Genomic DNA, 15,228 nt, shown 5'->3' with positions numbered 1-15,228 from the left:
GTCATGTCTCAATTAATTTCTTCTGCACTATTTCAAAAAGTTCTTCTTTAGAATTTATATCGGTAGTATAAACTATGTTGTATCTCGCTTTTTTACTCACAAGGAAATTGGAGATGATCTTTATTTTCTCAATGTTTAATGGCAAATCAAAATCCGCTGTACTGCGGATAAAATACTCATCACATAGTTCAAACAACGTCTTTTCGGAATCTCTCACTCCTTTGATGGATTGAACGATTCCATTTTTAAGTGAAATGACCTCAGAAACATTTTCACCGCCGTAAATGAAGATGAGTGCATTGATGGCATTGATCGGCTCTTTAAGGACTTTAATTTTACCAATGTTCTTCAAAATTGCCTGAATTGTATCCCGGATTTTAGCAGCATCTTCGAATTTTTCTCTACCAGCGAATTCCTTCATTTTTTCTGTCAGGCGATTGAGAATCACTGTGTTATTTCCAGTGAGAAAATCCTTCACAGTTCTTAACTCCTCATCATAGAGCGTTGAAATATCTTTCTCTACACAAGGACCAAGGCACCTCTTTATATCCAACAAATAACATGAACGATTTTTCTTCAATTCTTTGTCTTCACACTCTCGCAGCATTGTCGATTTTGAAATGATATCCAATACCTCCTCTGCTGTTTCTCGCCGGTTGAATGGACCGAAATACATAGTCCCATTATTAACGAGTCTGCGGGTAACTTCAAGTTTCGGAAATTCATTGTCGGCACTTACTCCGATGAAAGAATAATTTCTGATTATTTTCAGTGCTGTATTATGAATTGGTTTGTGTTTTTTAATCAATTCAGATTCAAGCAAAAAAGCAGAGAGTTCACTTTCGGTTTCGATAAAATCAAGATGATGTGCTCCACGAACTATTTTTTTTACTTTCCGGTCGCTGTTAGAATCACGAAAATATGAGATCACTCTCGACCTCAAATTTTTTGCTTTGCCGATATATATCACAGTTCCTTTTTTATCGTGAAAAAAGTAAACGCCAGGTCCAGAAGGAAGTTTTGAAACAGAATCTGCTAAAGATTTTCTTGTAGAAAAGAACTTGGCTTTGTTGATTGGTTGGAATTGCAGCTTTAAAAGTTCATCGAGTGTGTCGAACTTTAATTTATTTCTTCCTTCTTCAATCAGTTTCAATAGAATTTGAGCAGTAACTTTAGCGTCACCGAGTGCTCTGTGTTTGGCAGTGTTCCTAAATCCGAAAAATCTTGTTAAAGCAGTGAGTGAGGTTTTTCCAATTCCATGAAAGATCCGTTTTGCTAACCTCTGTGTGCAGAGTGTCTCAAGGCGGATGGGCATTTCTTCCTCACGCAGATACGAATGTAAAAGAAAATTGTAATCGAATTTTGCATTGTGAGCTACAAAAATTGAATCTCCGATGAACTCTTGAATTTTATATGATACATTAGAAAAAGTCGGTGAATTAATTACATCTTCATTTCGGATTCCGGTCATCTCCGTAATATAATTAGGAATGAATCGCTGAGGATTTAATAGAGTAGAAAATTTATCTGTGATTTTGAGATTTTCGATTTTCACTAATGCAATTTCGATTATAGATTCTCTTTGCGGGCTGAGTCCAGTTGTTTCGACATCGCACACTACGAAGCTTGCTTTCTCAATCGGAATTCGCATATCTCAAATTACGAACTCTCTGAAATCATTTCAAAGTAATTAAATCGAATTCGGTTTTCTGGGACACTCTGATGTGATTCAAAATCATAATTATCTCCGAAGGAGTCCTTTGGACATAAAAATCCGTGTTCCAATTAGAATTCAATCACGCATTTATTATAGTTCTGCTCTTCAATTTCACCAACACTTTTTTTATATTTCTAAAAAGAAAGCAAATTTTGGATAAAGTTAAAATTCTATTTATCGGTGATATTGTAGGCAAACCGGGGATTCAAATCCTTCAAACATTTTTGAAAAGTATTGTTCAGAATAATTCAGTCGATTTTATCATTGCAAATGGTGAAAATCTAACTGATGGCAGGGGAATAATTGAAAAAGATGGTAAATCGATTTTTGAGCTTGGTGTAAATGTGATCACCGGTGGTAATCATATTTGGGAAAAACATAAGTTTCAAGAATACAGTAAAGCGGAGAAAAATGTTCTCAGACCGCTAAATTATCCGAAGGGAACATACGGACAAGGATACGTTTCTACTTCTGTCGGAAAAAACAACATAACGGTTATATCTCTGCAAGGTAGAGCATATTTACCCCCAATTGACTGTCCTTTTCGGACGGCTGATTGGGTAATAGAAAAAGTTAAAAGTGATTCTAACATAATCATAATCGATTTCCATGCAGAAGCTACTGCAGAAAAAGTTGCATTGGCAGTTCATCTAGATGGGAAAGTCAGTGCAATTATTGGAACACATACGCACGTACAGACAGCTGATGAAAGAATATTTCCAAACGGTACAGCTTATATAACTGATGTAGGAATGACGGGACCCTACGATTCTGTTATCGGAATGAAAAAGGATGCTGCGGTAAATAGATTTTTATATCAAACTCCACAGAAATATCAAACTGCCACTGACGACGTTCATATATCTGCAGTAATAGTGACCATTGATGCAAAAAGCGGCAAGTCTCTTTCAATTGAGAGATTATTTTTCCCAGAATTTGATAGAACAAGCAAGGATAATGGCAGCACAAATAATTAACGGTAAAATAATTTCGGATCAAATAAAAGAAGAGATTAAAACTTCCGTAGAGATAGATTTTCTTCCTCAAAATATTCGACCGGGACTCGCTGCGATTTTAATAGGTGATGATCCTTCGTCACATATATATGTAGAATCAAAACGGAAAGCTTGTGAATTTGTAGGATTTCACTCCGAAGTTTTCAGATTTTCGAAAGATTTTAAAGAAATAGAATTAATTAAATTAATTGAAAAATTAAATCGTGATGACAAATTCCACGGGATCTTAGTTCAACAGCCCTTACCACATCACGTTGATCAAGAGAAAATAAATTTATCGATTGATCCAGCAAAAGATGTTGATGGATTTCATCCAGTCAATTTTGGTAAGCTGCTTGCTGGCGAAGAGACTTTTATTCCTTGCACTCCGGCAGGAATTCTTGAGCTGCTAAGGCGTTACGAAATTTCAACTTCAGGTAAACATGCAGTTATTTTGGGCAGAAGTAACATTGTTGGGAAACCGATCGCTTCACTGCTAATGCAAAAATCGAGCAAAGCAAACGCAACTGTTACAGTCTGTCATTCTGCTACCGAAAATATTAAAATGCATACAATTCAAGCAGATATACTAATTGCTGCGATTGGGAGACCGCACTTTGTTACTGCAGAAATGGTAAATGAGAATTGTACAGTAATTGACGTTGGAATCAATCGAGTGAGTGAGCCGACTTTAAAAAATAAATATAGATTAGTTGGTGATGTTAAATTTGATGAAGTCAGCACTAAGGTTAAAGCGATTACACCAGTTCCAGGCGGTGTTGGGCCGATGACTATTGCAATGCTATTAAAAAATACTTTAATTGCAGCTACAAATTTTTATAACATAAATCAAAATGCGTAAAACAATTGTTGATAGAATAATACAAGAAGTATTGATCGAACATTCACTTCAAAAATCTTATTGCGATGAGGGGATTTGTGCTCCTTGCGGACATTGCGTATTTCACAAGAAAGATGCAGTTCAAAATATTATCGATAATGGTGCTGAGAGAATAACAACTACAATTGGAATCCCTGAACCTCTTGAGCTTGATCTTGCACGAATGATCGATCACACACTTCTTAAACCGGACGCGACCATCGAAGAAGTCAAAAAACTCTGTGATGAAGCAAGGCAATATCATTTTGTGTCAGTATGCGTAAATCCATCATTCGTCAAGTATTGTGCGGTGCAATTACAAGGAACTGATGTTAAAGTTTGTACTGTGATCGGTTTCCCATTGGGAAGCTCCTCAACTGAAATCAAACGAGCAGAGACTCGGCAAGCTATTCAGGATGGTGCGAAAGAAATTGATATGGTTCTAAATATTGGAATGCTCAAATCGAAAGAGTTAGATTATGTATTCAAAGATGTCCAGCAAGTTGTTCTTGAAGCGAAACCAAAAAAGATCGTTACAAAAGTAATTCTTGAAACTTGTCTTCTTTCAGATGAAGAAAAAGTAAAAGCTTGTATTATTTGCAAAGAAGCCGGAGCGGATTTTGTAAAAACATCAACTGGATTTTCGAAGGGAGGTGCGACAGTGGGAGATATTGCATTAATGAGAAAAGTTGTCGGTGGTGCTATGGGAGTTAAAGCAAGCGGTGGAATCCGTTCGAGGGAAGATGCGGATATGATGATAGCCAGTGGAGCTGATCGTATTGGTGCTAGTGCTTCTGTAAAAATTGTAACAAACATCAAAGATGAGAAGAGTGGCGGCTATTAATGACATTACATATTGATATTAAAAAGGAAATTGATGGGTATACTGCCTCAGTTCCTACGATAAAAGAGTGCGAAGTTTGGTCAGACGAATATGAAGTTGCATTGAGTAAAATTATCAATTTGATCGCTTACTACTTGAAGCTGGATAAGAATTTTAAATATCGTCTGGACATAACTCTAAATTCTCCTGAGTTAGTTTCTTATACAATTAACATTTATACTAAATAGAACAGCATTGATTAAAACAGATGAGAGAAGAGAAAGAATTGAAACTGTTTTAAAACAAAAACAGCCCTCCTTAACTGTTGTCCTTGAGAATATCCATGATCCGCATAATGTGAGTGCAATCCTTAGAACGTGCGATGCAGTCGGTGTTATGGAAGTTCATCTAGTATATACGTTTGAATCCTTCCCAGAGATTTCTAAAGCAAGCTCGGTGAGTGCGAGCAAATGGATGAGTATCGTAAAGCACAAATCTTTTGAAGATTGCAGTAGCTATCTTAAGTCGAAAAACTTTTTAATCGCTGCATCGCATTTGGATATTTATTCTAAAACCCACGATGAAATTGATTTTACCGAAAATGTTGCACTTGTTTTTGGAAATGAGCAGAGGGGAATAACTGAAGAATATTTAAGATTCTGTGATTTTTCTTTCAGAATCCCAATGCATGGAATGATTCAAAGTTTGAATGTATCTGTTGCTGCCGCCGTATGTCTATTTGAAGCAGAAAAACAATTTCGCATATCAGGCAGATACGATTCCATTCAGCTGGACAAAGATGTGTTTGATAACAAATTGAAAAACTGGTTGTTAAAATAATATCTGGAGCAAACATTGGCAGAAGTCAAATTAATCAATGTTAAAAAAGTTTATGAGGGAAATGTTGTTGCTGCTCAAGACGTTAATCTGACTGTGAAGGATAAAGAATTTGTTGTGTTAGTCGGACCCTCAGGCTGCGGTAAATCAACAACACTCAGGATGGTAGCTGGACTTGAAGAAATCACCGAGGGTGAATTATACATTGATGAAAAATTGATGAATGATGTGCCACCAAAAGACCGTGATATTGCAATGGTATTTCAGAATTATGCTCTCTATCCCCATATGAATGTATTTGATAACATGGCTTTTGGATTAAAGATCAGAAAATTTTCTAAAGATGAAATCAAGAATAGAGTTGAAGAAGCATCCAAAATCCTTGGAATAGAAAATCTGTTAAAAAGAAAACCTAAACAGCTTAGCGGCGGGCAGCGCCAGCGAGTTGCAGTGGGAAGAGCGATTGTCAGGAAACCAAAAGTATTTTTGTTCGATGAACCTCTGAGCAATCTTGACGCAAAGCTCCGCGTACAAATGCGTACAGAAATTTCAAAGCTGCATCAAAGACTTGAAGCGACAATGATTTATGTTACTCACGACCAAGTCGAAGCAATGACAATGGGCGATAGAATTGTTGTGATGAAGGACGGAATTGTTCATCAAATTGATACACCATTAAATTTGTATTATCAACCTGCAAATAAGTTTGTTGCCGGCTTCATTGGTAGTCCATCAATGAATTTTATTAGTGGAAAAATTATTTCTGAAAATGGATTAAAATTCAAATCAATTAATTCAGACTTAGTGTTTGAAATAAAAAAAATGGAAGACAAGAATCTTAATAAATACATCGACAAGAAAATATTTTTAGGAATCAGGCCGGAGGATTTTGAAATAACAGATGCTATAGGTGAAAACCCTTCAACCGTTCTCATCCAGGCAAACATTGAAGTCGTTGAACCAATGGGAAAAGAAGAATTTCTATATTTTCAAATTGAAGGCGAGCAGATCATTGCTAAGATCGATTCTAGTATGAACTTGAAAGCAAGTATGAAAACTGTGTTAGGATTTGATTTAAAAAGATGTTACTTCTTTGATGCTGATAGTGAAAGAAGAATTTAATAAGTCACTCATTGAAATATTAGAGACTGAAGTTACGCAAAACAGTCATTCTGAACGAAGTGAAGAATCTAATTATGCAAATATCATTGTTTTTTAGATGTTTCGTCCGCCGAGGCGGACTCAACATGACCATAAGGCCATTCTGCGTCACTTCAGTTAGAGATTAATGATCTGATGCTCAAATTTGTCTATTGCTAAATTATCATAGACGAATTTGATAAAATCTAAACCATACTTATTGGCAAAGTAAATAAAATTCAATTCGCGCTCCTGCAAGTTTTCATCCGGATACAATACATTTGATGTTTTATAAATTTGTCTGAAAATTACTTCGTTCTTTCTTTTCTGAGCAGCGAGAGTTTTTTCCCTGACAACATTCAAATATTGATCTGTTTTTAGTTTTGCGCCCGACACAACATCTATCAGTGTTTGATCGATCAAACCTATATCCTCTGATAATCCTTCGAACACAGCAAGAAATTCTTTTTCCACTCGGCTAAATATATCCGCAACTTTTATCTCGGAAGAACTATCTGCAATTTTTAATGCCAATTGTTCATTGTCATGGAAAAAATCTTGAAGCTTAAGTTCGTGTTTATCCAAAATTTGCTGAACGCGTGATTCGATAATTGTCGCACTTGCACGAGGATACAAAACTGGCTGAGTTAAATTCAGTATTTCGTAATATGGAACGATCTGAGCATGGTAACTTATCTCAGATGGACCACCAACGTAAAACGCTGTTGGAAATAAATAATCTTGACAAATTGGGCGAAGGATCACATTCGGACTGATTTTTTCCGGAAAGAAATCGATTTGCTCGAATAATTCTTCAATAGCGAATTTTTTTCTTTTACCTTTTAAGCGAAAATCTGTTTCGGTCGGATCAATTGCATATCTTCCGCTGTCTTCAATGTAGAATAAATTAATAGGTTTAATTTTAACTTGAGCGTGATAAAGTTCTTCAAGACTCGCACTTCTAAGTATTAACTCTTCGGCTATGAACCGAAACTGTTCGACATCCTTCTTAAAGATGTTTCTTAGACTGTCTTTGACAATTCCGCTCTGCGGATCAAATATAACTAAGCCATACTCATCAAAAAATTCTCTCATCAGACCAATGAAAGCAGATTTAAAAGTTGCTCCTGCATGGTAATGCTTCGAAAGCATCTCAATCAACGAACTTTTAAACTCTGTTTCCCTCAGTGAAACTTTAAGTTTCTCAAAATTATGTTCTACAGTCATATCGAAAGTATATTCACCCATTGGGCCTCGGTTTGTTTCTGCGTCCAATCCATCATCGTATGAAATTGTAGTTATACTGTTTTCATTATCAAGAACTTTGAATGAACGTACTTCATCAAAATCATGGTCATCGCCTTCAAGCCAAAACACAGGAACAAAATTATAATCTGAGTATTTCTCTGAAAGAAATTTTGCAAGCTTTATTGATGTAATTGTTTTATAAATTGTATAAAGCGGGCCTGTAGCAAATCCCAATTGCTGTCCAGTAATTACTGCGAATGAATTCTGAAATTTTAATGTTTCAATGTTTGACGATGTTAAAGATGAAACTTTGCCGGTTGGATTCTGCTCGCGTAGAAACGCAACTAACCTTTCGCGTTCTTTTTCACTTTTTCTGACACTTGATAAGACTTTGCTGACATGTTCCTCATTTCGAAAATTTGTTGGGAAAAACTTTGCCACGTTTTCGAATTCATAAAGATAATCTAAAAAAATGTTTGGGGATTCGGGGATGTCAGAAAAATTAATAAACATAATATCCTCATTTTATTTAAAAAGACCGGAGTTCCCTCCGGGCATCGGTAATTGTACCGATCAAATTAGCCAACACAAAAATATGAATTAATTTGATGAATTATAAAATCAATTTTCTTTATATTGAAATAGAAGTGATTTAATTTACAATATGTTGAGAACGATAAATTTAAGAGTATCTGCTCGAGCTAAATCAATCGCAGCAATTATCTTTAAAATATTAATTTCTGCTGTGTTAGTAATTTATTTGGTTAATCGAATTTCTGTAACTAAGTTGATTGAGGCATTTGATAGTCTGAATTATTTATTTTTTTCAGTTGGGGTATTATTGTCCATTTTGAACATCTATTCTCAGTATATTCGGTGGCGATATATTCTGAAAATTCAAAATACTTCTGTTTCGAAACTGGATGTCATTAAATCTCTTTTCACCGGATATTCAGCAGGCATTATCACTCCAATTCGAGTGGGGGAATACCTTGGCAGAAAAATTCCTCTGAAAGAATTCACCGTAACTGAAATAATTACTATGACAGTATTAGATAAGTTTTCACTTCTATTGAATGTTGTATTTTGGGGTGGAATAACTAGTATATTCTTCTTGTCATTTTATTACAAGGTAAGCTATTTGATTGTTTCTAGTTTATTCGTTTTGTTCAGCTTCTTTTTTTATTTGATTTTCCTGCTGCTATTCTCGAAGAAATTTTACCTTCATATCCAAGAACGCCGCAAAAATATAAAGGTGAAATTTAAGGTTGTACACACAATTGTTCAACAGATCGACAAGCTAGAAAGTACATCGTTTCTAAAATTGACTTCGCTGGCGTTATTCAATTATATCATCCTTGTAGTACAATTTGCATTCTTGGTGATGACTTTCGAATCGAATGGGGGATACTTCTATTTTATTTTATGCAGCGTTTTAATGTTTTTTGCTAAAACTTTGGTTCCTTCAGTTACTTTTGGTGAAATAGGAATAAGAGAAAGCGCTTCAGTTTATTTTTTAGGGATTTACGGTGTTAGCGAAGCTGCGGCTTTTAATGCGGCACTAATGTTATTCTTTTTGAATTTGCTTCTTCCTTCATTGATTGGGCTTTACTTTATTATTAAAAGCAAGTTCAACTTTGCTTCTTAAGGTGATGCTAATCTTACAAATTATTACTGGAGCTCTTACATTTATTTATTCAATATTTATCTTGTACTTAACTATTGGAGCGTTACGAACAAAAACAAGTAAGTACAAAAATAGTTTTAAGGTAAGTTTGATAATTCCATTTCGTAATGAACAAAAGAATTTGGAGAGATGTTTGTTATCAATATTGAATCAATCCTATGAGAGTAATTTAATTGAAATTATCTTAATTGATGATCATTCAACCGACAGCTCAGACTTGATTGCCCAAAAATTCGATAAGTATAAGAATGTAAAATATTTATCACTCAATAATGTTCTTCCACATGTATCTGGAAAGAAAGCTGCAATAGAATATGGTATTAAAAACTCAACCGGGGAAATCATTGTTACAACGGATGCTGATTGTTGGCATGATAAATACTGGATCGAGAATTTAATTTCTTCATTCGATTCTGACACAGGATTTGTAGCTGGACCGGTTATTTATGCAAATCAAAAAAACATTTTCCAAAAACTTCAGACCTTAGAATTTGGAAGTCTTGTTGCCATAGGCAGCGCCATGATAAATAATAAAAATCCGCTTATTGCTAACGGGGCGACTTGCGCTTATCGCCGTGAACTATTTTATGATGTAAATGGTTTTCAAGATAACTCTGCTCTTGTCTCTGGTGACGAAGAATTTTTAATGCAGAAAATACATTTTCAAACAAAAAAAATAGTGAAGTTTTGTTATTTAGAGGATAGTCTGACCTATACGGATGCGTGTGTAAGTTTATCTGACTTTCTAAATCAAAGAATGAGATGGGTTTCCAAGGTTAGATATTATAGAAATAAATTGATGCTGCTGCCTTTGTCTTTGATTTATCTTTTCTACTTTTCTTTAGGTGTTTTGTTTATTTGCAGTTTATTTTCAATATCAGTATTAAAAATATTCTTAGCTGTATTTTTCACTAAAATGATTTTGGATTTTATCTTTCTATCTGTTTCATTTAGATATTTAACACTCCAGAAATATCTATCTTATATTCCCATTGCTGAGCTTTTGCACATACCATTTATTATAATCATTCCTGCACTCGGCTATTTAAAAAAGTTTGTTTGGAAGGGAAGGACATTTGCTAGGTAAATGATTAGCTTAACTTCTCCGCCGGTTTTGGTGAAAACCATATTTCGAGATATTATTTGGGAAAACACTATTGACGAATTAGTATTAACATTCGATGATGGACCACATCCAAGGGCAACAAAAAAAGTCCTTGACGTGCTCACGAAAAACAATCTTAAAGCAATTTTTTTTCTGATCGGTGAAAATGCAGTGCAAAATTTAGATTTAGTTAAATCAATTGTTGATCAAGGCAGTTACATCGCTAATCATTCGCATTCTCATTTCAAAAATTTATTTCTTACTGGGATTGAAAATATTCGTGAGCAAATTTTTGAGTGTCAGAATGTGATCGAAAATTTTCCGAATAATCTCAAATTATTTCGTCCACCCTTTGGAAGACTGAAAGGGAAAATGAAAAAAATATCTGCTGATATTGGACTTAAAACGATGATGTGGACAAAATTAACAGAGGACTGGTACGGTGAACAAGCAAGAATCAGAAATAATGTTATGGAAATTAAACAGCGAAATTCAATAATTTTGTTTCATGATAATGAATATACTTCTGAAATCATCGGACCTGCTTTGCAAGATTCAATTTCTATCTTAAACGACAAAGGTTTTAGTTTTGCCCGAACTTTCAACTTTTGAGATCATACTTTTAGTAATTGTTGCTTTTTACATTTTGCAGCAAATTGTATTTTTATTCGGATTTAGACAGAATCTGCCGCGTAATGAACAATATGAACCCACAGTATCGATTGTTGTCGCTGCGCGTAATGAAGAAAAAAATATTCGCGCCTGTCTAGAATCGCTTTCAAAAATTGATTATCCAAAAACTAAATTAGAGATTTTGATGGTCGATGACTTTTCGACTGATGGAACAGGAAGTATTATAGACGAATTTGTAAATCGATTCAATTTTATCAAGAAAGTTATTCCGAATGAAAATATAATTTCAAAACCAGGTAAAACAAATGCAGTCGTTAATGCTTTGAATATTTCGCATGGCGAAATTGTATTTACCACGGATGCTGATTGTGAAGTTAAATCAGATTGGATTAAAACTCAGATTAAGTATTTTGCTGATGAAGTAGGAGTTGTATGTGGCTTCACTCTTCAACAATCGTATTCTCAATTTACTGGAATGCAAAATCTTGATTGGATCTATCTGTTGACCGTGGCTTCCGGCACCATAAATCTTGGCGTCCCTTTGAGTTGCATTGGAAACAACATGGCATATCGAAGAAAAGCTTATGAAATGGTTGGCGGCTATCAGAGCATAAAATTCAGTGTTACTGAAGATTTTGCCTTACTCCATAAGATTCATTCATCAACTAACTATAAGATTGTTTATCCTGCAAATCCCAATGCATTAAACATTTCGGCACCTTGTGATGACTTTCGAACACTGTACAGACAGAAACATCGATGGGGAACCGGCGGGCTTGACAGTAAATTTGCCGGATACTTTGTTATGGCATGGGGATTTCTTGCTCATTTACTTTTTATATTTCAAATACTTTTCGGATCTGTATTAACGCTTTCAATGATGAGCTTGAAAATTATCAGTGATCTAATTTTTATTTCTATCCCAATGAAGCGATTTGGAGTTTTGAGGCAGTTGAAATATTTTATTTCATTTGAAATCTATTTTACGGTTTATGTGCTGATTCTCCCTATGCTTGTCGCATTTGACAAAAAGATTGTTTGGAAGGAACGAAAGTACTAATGCTTCTCCTTTGCAATTATTATTTGACATATCGCTGCAATGCAGATTGTGAATTCTGTCACTTCGGCTCGTCTACTGATTTAAATAAAACCGGATTTGCAAAAGATGAGGATGTATTCCGTAATCTAAATGAAGTAAAACAACTTGGTGTCAAATTTATTGACTTTACCGGTGGTGAGCCACTGCTTCACAAAAATATTCATCGTTATGTTGAGCATGCAAAAAAGCATAGCATGCAAACCAGCATAACTACAAATTGCCTTCTCTATCCAAAGTTTGCTGAAAGACTTGCTGGAAAAGTCAATCTGCTTCACTTTTCACTTGATTCACCCATTAGAGAAGAGCATGATGAGATTCGGAAAGTTAGTTGCTTCGATTCGGTTATGAATTCTATTCGTATTGCAAAAAGTCTCGGTGAATATCCTGACATTTTATTTACTGTAACTAATAATACATACAAGAAGCTTCCAGCTATGTATGATTTAGCAGTAAAGCATGAACTAGTTTTAATAGTAAATCCTGTATTTTCTTACTTTGGAAATGATGGACTATCGATGGAAGCAGTAAACCTCATAGACGAATTCACCAAGGATAAGCCTGATATTTATATAAATTCATCATTCTTGGAATTGAGGAGAAGAGGAGGAAATGATATCAACAATCCTTCGTGCAAAGCAGTTTCAAGAGTTATCGTAATCTCACCTGAAAATGAGATCATCTTACCATGTTACCATTTTGGCGTTAAGAAAATTTTAATTGATCGACCAATTAAAGAAATCAGAACGTCGAAAGAGGTTATTGAGTTCCAGAAGAAAGAAGGACGATTTGATTTTTGCCAGGGATGCACTGTCAATTGCTACTTTGAACCATCTTTTGCGTTTCCAACTAATCTGTATGGTGTTTTAAGCATTCCGTCTAAGTTTTATTATGGATTCAACAAATTAGTTAAGCAAAAAATTCTTAAATTTGGCAAAAAGATTCTTGGTTAATAATGGTATGTATTATTGAAAAAATTATTGAGTCTACTCCTTCTAATATTACTTTATTTCTCATTTGCAAAAGCTGAAGATAATGATCTGGTGCGTCACTATAGCTGTGATCATTCCAAAGCAAGAATTAGCTGCTACGATTCTCACGTTAAATTCTTTCCAAGAGAATTAATTTATCCACCGAATTTTTCTAATCCATTTGAGGCGAAAGTCGGTTCAATTTTTAGTTTAAGCGGCAAGGGACTTCAACTAGATATTGGTGCAGCAAAAGATCTTATTCACATTAAATCTGATAAAAAAAATACATTCGGATTAGGTGCGGAGTTTTTCACCTGGTCGATGCTAAGAAGTCAAAGTAATTTTAAATTTCCAGTTGATGCTATTGATTATTTTTTTGGTGGTTACTTTTCACATAGGACAAGCATTAAAAATATAAAAATTTCCAGCCGACTCAGGATCAGTCACATCTCTGCGCATTTAGTTGATGGTAGTTATAATTCTATAAATAAAACTTGGAACAATAGCTTGGAACCATTTGTTTACAGCAGAGAATTTACAGAACTGAGCTCAGCCATTGAATGGAAACAGCAAAAATTATATTTGACTATTAACTATTTATTTCATGCAATTCCGGAAGTAAAAAGTAATCTGAGCTTTGGAACCGGAGCCGAGTTTTTGTTATATACTATAAAAAATCCAAGAGCGCAATTGTTTGGCGGACTGGATATTAAATTTCATAAAACATATGATGATAATTACAAAAGTGATAAATCAATATCCGCTGGAATTCATTTTGGTAAGTGGAATTCTTCCGGGTTGCGCATAATTTACAATTATTATTCTGGTAAGCATCTTCACGGCGAATTTTCTCGATTCAAGCTAAATCGTTCATCAATTGGAGCTTATCTCCTTTTCTGATATGTCTGAGCACTACGAAATCCAAAAACCTAAAAGTATTTTTAGTAAAATCTTTCAAGGGAAATTTTCTTTTCTTATTAACATTTTACTTTTCGGTGTAACATTTTTTACAACTACGGTGGCGGGAGTCTCTTGGATATTTGGGCCAGCCGCAGCAATGGATTTAGATAATTTCCACATTGGTTTGCCTTATTCCTTGGCAATTTTATTTGTATTGGGTAGTCATGAATTTGGTCATTACTTTGCTGCTCGCAGTCATAAAGTGAAGGCAACATTACCTTTCTTCATTCCATTTCCGATGACTGAAATATTTTTGAATTTTGGGACATTGGGTGCCGTAATAAAAACACAATCTCCGATCAACACACGCCGAGCAATGTTTGATATTGGAGTCGCAGGTCCCATAGCGGGATTTTTTGCATGTGTTGTATTGTTGATTTATGGATTTTTAAATCTTCCTCCGGCTGAATTTATTTTGACCATTCATCCCGATTATTTTAATCAAACAACGGAATCAAATGCATTGGCATTGGAGTTTGGAACTAACCTGCTATACTCTTCGATGCAATTGTTGTTAACTAATCCATCTGCTGAATTTGTTCCACCGATGAGCGAAATTTACCATTATCCATATCTCTGCGTTGGTTGGTTTGGATTGTTTGTAACAGCAATGAATTTGATCCCTGTCGGACAACTAGATGGCGGGCATATATTTTATTCTATGTTCGGTACTAATCTTCACCGCAAAGTTGCCGATGTAACATTTGCATTACTAATGATTCTTGGAATTTCAGGATTTGTTTCGGAGTTTTTTAATCTAAATTTTCCAATAGGTTGGAGCGGATGGGTATTTTGGGCATTGATTTTACGCTTCTTGATAAAACTTTATCATCCAGAAATTTATGATCCAGTTGGACTCGATATAAAAAGAAAATTGATTGGTTACTTTGCTATCATTATCTTTATAATATCCTTTACCCCAGTTCCTTTTTACATTAAATTTTGGTAAGTAAGTGAATAATATAAAAAACATAGTATTTGCAGTAGTTTTCTGCTCCATCTTTCTTCAGTCGTGCGAGAAGGAATACTCTTCAATCTTCGATCCAGCTCAAAATGTTCCGCCTGTTGTAAAGAACGTTCAAGCGCCTGATACGTTAATCGTACCTCTTGCTGACACCTTAAAAATCTCACTTAGT

At 34.8% G+C, this 15,228-nt stretch carries 16 protein-coding genes; 14 read left to right on the top strand and 2 right to left on the bottom strand.

Features of this window, described 5'->3' with window-relative positions:
• Position 1: 1 nt before the first annotated feature.
• Entirely contained in the window at positions 2-1,651 is a 1,650-nt protein-coding gene (locus FJ213_01995; GenBank protein ID MBM4174930.1) for a hypothetical protein, read from the bottom strand.
• Between the two features lie 218 nt (positions 1,652-1,869).
• On the opposite strand from FJ213_01995, the gene FJ213_01990 reads away from it, so the two are divergent.
• The 6 genes from FJ213_01990 to ugpC are packed head-to-tail and all read left to right on the top strand — an operon-like array spanning position 1,870 to position 6,374.
• The gene (locus FJ213_01990) at positions 1,870-2,694 is read left to right on the top strand and encodes a TIGR00282 family metallophosphoesterase (GenBank protein MBM4174929.1); all 825 of its coding nucleotides are present in this window, start codon (positions 1,870-1,872) and stop codon (positions 2,692-2,694) included.
• Positions 2,675-3,574 (top strand): bifunctional methylenetetrahydrofolate dehydrogenase/methenyltetrahydrofolate cyclohydrolase FolD, encoded by a 900-nt coding sequence (folD, locus tag FJ213_01985; protein ID MBM4174928.1) that lies wholly within the window; start codon positions 2,675-2,677, stop codon positions 3,572-3,574. The genes FJ213_01990 and folD overlap by 20 nt, the downstream gene beginning before the upstream one ends.
• Positions 3,567-4,436 (top strand): deoxyribose-phosphate aldolase, encoded by an 870-nt coding sequence (gene deoC, locus FJ213_01980; GenBank protein MBM4174927.1) that lies wholly within the window; start codon positions 3,567-3,569, stop codon positions 4,434-4,436. Before folD ends, deoC begins: the two co-directional genes overlap by 8 nt.
• The gene (locus tag FJ213_01975) at positions 4,436-4,663 is read left to right on the top strand and encodes a hypothetical protein (GenBank protein ID MBM4174926.1); all 228 of its coding nucleotides are present in this window, start codon (positions 4,436-4,438) and stop codon (positions 4,661-4,663) included. Before deoC ends, FJ213_01975 begins: the two co-directional genes overlap by 1 nt.
• Positions 4,653-5,255: an RNA methyltransferase gene (locus FJ213_01970; GenBank protein MBM4174925.1), complete on the top strand. Its 603-nt coding sequence runs from the start codon at positions 4,653-4,655 to the stop codon at positions 5,253-5,255. Before FJ213_01975 ends, FJ213_01970 begins: the two co-directional genes overlap by 11 nt.
• Before the next feature lie 15 nt (positions 5,256-5,270).
• On the top strand, positions 5,271-6,374 hold the full coding sequence (gene ugpC, locus FJ213_01965) for a sn-glycerol-3-phosphate ABC transporter ATP-binding protein UgpC (GenBank protein MBM4174924.1): 1,104 nt from the start codon (positions 5,271-5,273) through the stop codon (positions 6,372-6,374).
• A gap of 156 nt (positions 6,375-6,530) precedes the next feature.
• On the opposite strand, the gene bshC is transcribed toward ugpC, so the two are convergent.
• Positions 6,531-8,153 (bottom strand): bacillithiol biosynthesis cysteine-adding enzyme BshC, encoded by a 1,623-nt coding sequence (gene bshC, locus FJ213_01960; GenBank protein MBM4174923.1) that lies wholly within the window; start codon positions 8,151-8,153, stop codon positions 6,531-6,533.
• A 151-nt stretch (positions 8,154-8,304) separates the two neighbouring features.
• On the opposite strand from bshC, the gene FJ213_01955 reads away from it, so the two are divergent.
• From FJ213_01955 to FJ213_01920, 8 genes are all read left to right on the top strand, one after another.
• The gene (locus tag FJ213_01955) at positions 8,305-9,288 is read left to right on the top strand and encodes a flippase-like domain-containing protein (protein ID MBM4174922.1); all 984 of its coding nucleotides are present in this window, start codon (positions 8,305-8,307) and stop codon (positions 9,286-9,288) included.
• 4 nt (positions 9,289-9,292) lie between these two features.
• On the top strand, positions 9,293-10,414 hold the full coding sequence (locus tag FJ213_01950) for a glycosyltransferase (GenBank protein ID MBM4174921.1): 1,122 nt from the start codon (positions 9,293-9,295) through the stop codon (positions 10,412-10,414).
• Positions 10,415-11,044 carry a polysaccharide deacetylase family protein gene (locus FJ213_01945; GenBank protein MBM4174920.1) on the top strand — a complete coding sequence of 210 codons (630 nt, stop codon included), beginning with the start codon at positions 10,415-10,417 and terminating at the stop codon, positions 11,042-11,044.
• On the top strand, positions 11,022-12,125 hold the full coding sequence (locus FJ213_01940; protein ID MBM4174919.1) for a glycosyltransferase: 1,104 nt from the start codon (positions 11,022-11,024) through the stop codon (positions 12,123-12,125). The genes FJ213_01945 and FJ213_01940 overlap by 23 nt, the downstream gene beginning before the upstream one ends.
• Positions 12,125-13,114 carry a radical SAM protein gene (locus tag FJ213_01935; protein MBM4174918.1) on the top strand — a complete coding sequence of 330 codons (990 nt, stop codon included), beginning with the start codon at positions 12,125-12,127 and terminating at the stop codon, positions 13,112-13,114. The genes FJ213_01940 and FJ213_01935 overlap by 1 nt, the downstream gene beginning before the upstream one ends.
• Positions 13,115-13,141: 27 nt before the next feature.
• On the top strand, positions 13,142-14,032 hold the full coding sequence (locus FJ213_01930) for a DUF1207 domain-containing protein (GenBank protein ID MBM4174917.1): 891 nt from the start codon (positions 13,142-13,144) through the stop codon (positions 14,030-14,032).
• A 157-nt stretch (positions 14,033-14,189) separates the two neighbouring features.
• Positions 14,190-15,041, top strand: a complete 852-nt coding sequence (locus FJ213_01925; GenBank protein ID MBM4174916.1) for a site-2 protease family protein — start codon at positions 14,190-14,192, stop codon at positions 15,039-15,041.
• Between the two features lie 4 nt (positions 15,042-15,045).
• On the top strand, positions 15,046-15,228 hold a 183-nt coding region (locus FJ213_01920), incomplete at its 3' end, for a hypothetical protein (protein ID MBM4174915.1).

Source organism: Ignavibacteria bacterium, from assembly GCA_016873845.1.
Lineage (GTDB): Bacteria > Bacteroidota > Ignavibacteria > Ch128b > Ch128b > JAHJVF01.
This window is presented reverse-complemented; position numbering and strand designations above follow the sequence as displayed.

Excerpts from the sequence above, each read along its gene's own strand:
- FJ213_01995 (MBM4174930.1), bottom strand. The coding sequence starts at position 1,651 with ATGCGAATTCCGATTGAGAAAGCAAGCTTCGTAGTGTGCGATGTCGAA.
- folD (MBM4174928.1), top strand. The coding sequence starts at position 2,675 with ATGGCAGCACAAATAATTAACGGTAAAATAATTTCGGATCAAATAAAA.
- deoC (MBM4174927.1), top strand. The coding sequence starts at position 3,567 with ATGCGTAAAACAATTGTTGATAGAATAATACAAGAAGTATTGATCGAA.
- FJ213_01975 (MBM4174926.1), top strand. The coding sequence starts at position 4,436 with ATGACATTACATATTGATATTAAAAAGGAAATTGATGGGTATACTGCC.
- bshC (MBM4174923.1), bottom strand. The coding sequence starts at position 8,153 with ATGTTTATTAATTTTTCTGACATCCCCGAATCCCCAAACATTTTTTTA.
- FJ213_01955 (MBM4174922.1), top strand. The coding sequence starts at position 8,305 with ATGTTGAGAACGATAAATTTAAGAGTATCTGCTCGAGCTAAATCAATC.
- FJ213_01950 (MBM4174921.1), top strand. The coding sequence starts at position 9,293 with ATGCTAATCTTACAAATTATTACTGGAGCTCTTACATTTATTTATTCA.
- FJ213_01945 (MBM4174920.1), top strand. The coding sequence starts at position 10,415 with ATGATTAGCTTAACTTCTCCGCCGGTTTTGGTGAAAACCATATTTCGA.
- FJ213_01935 (MBM4174918.1), top strand. The coding sequence starts at position 12,125 with ATGCTTCTCCTTTGCAATTATTATTTGACATATCGCTGCAATGCAGAT.
- FJ213_01925 (MBM4174916.1), top strand. The coding sequence starts at position 14,190 with ATGGATTTAGATAATTTCCACATTGGTTTGCCTTATTCCTTGGCAATT.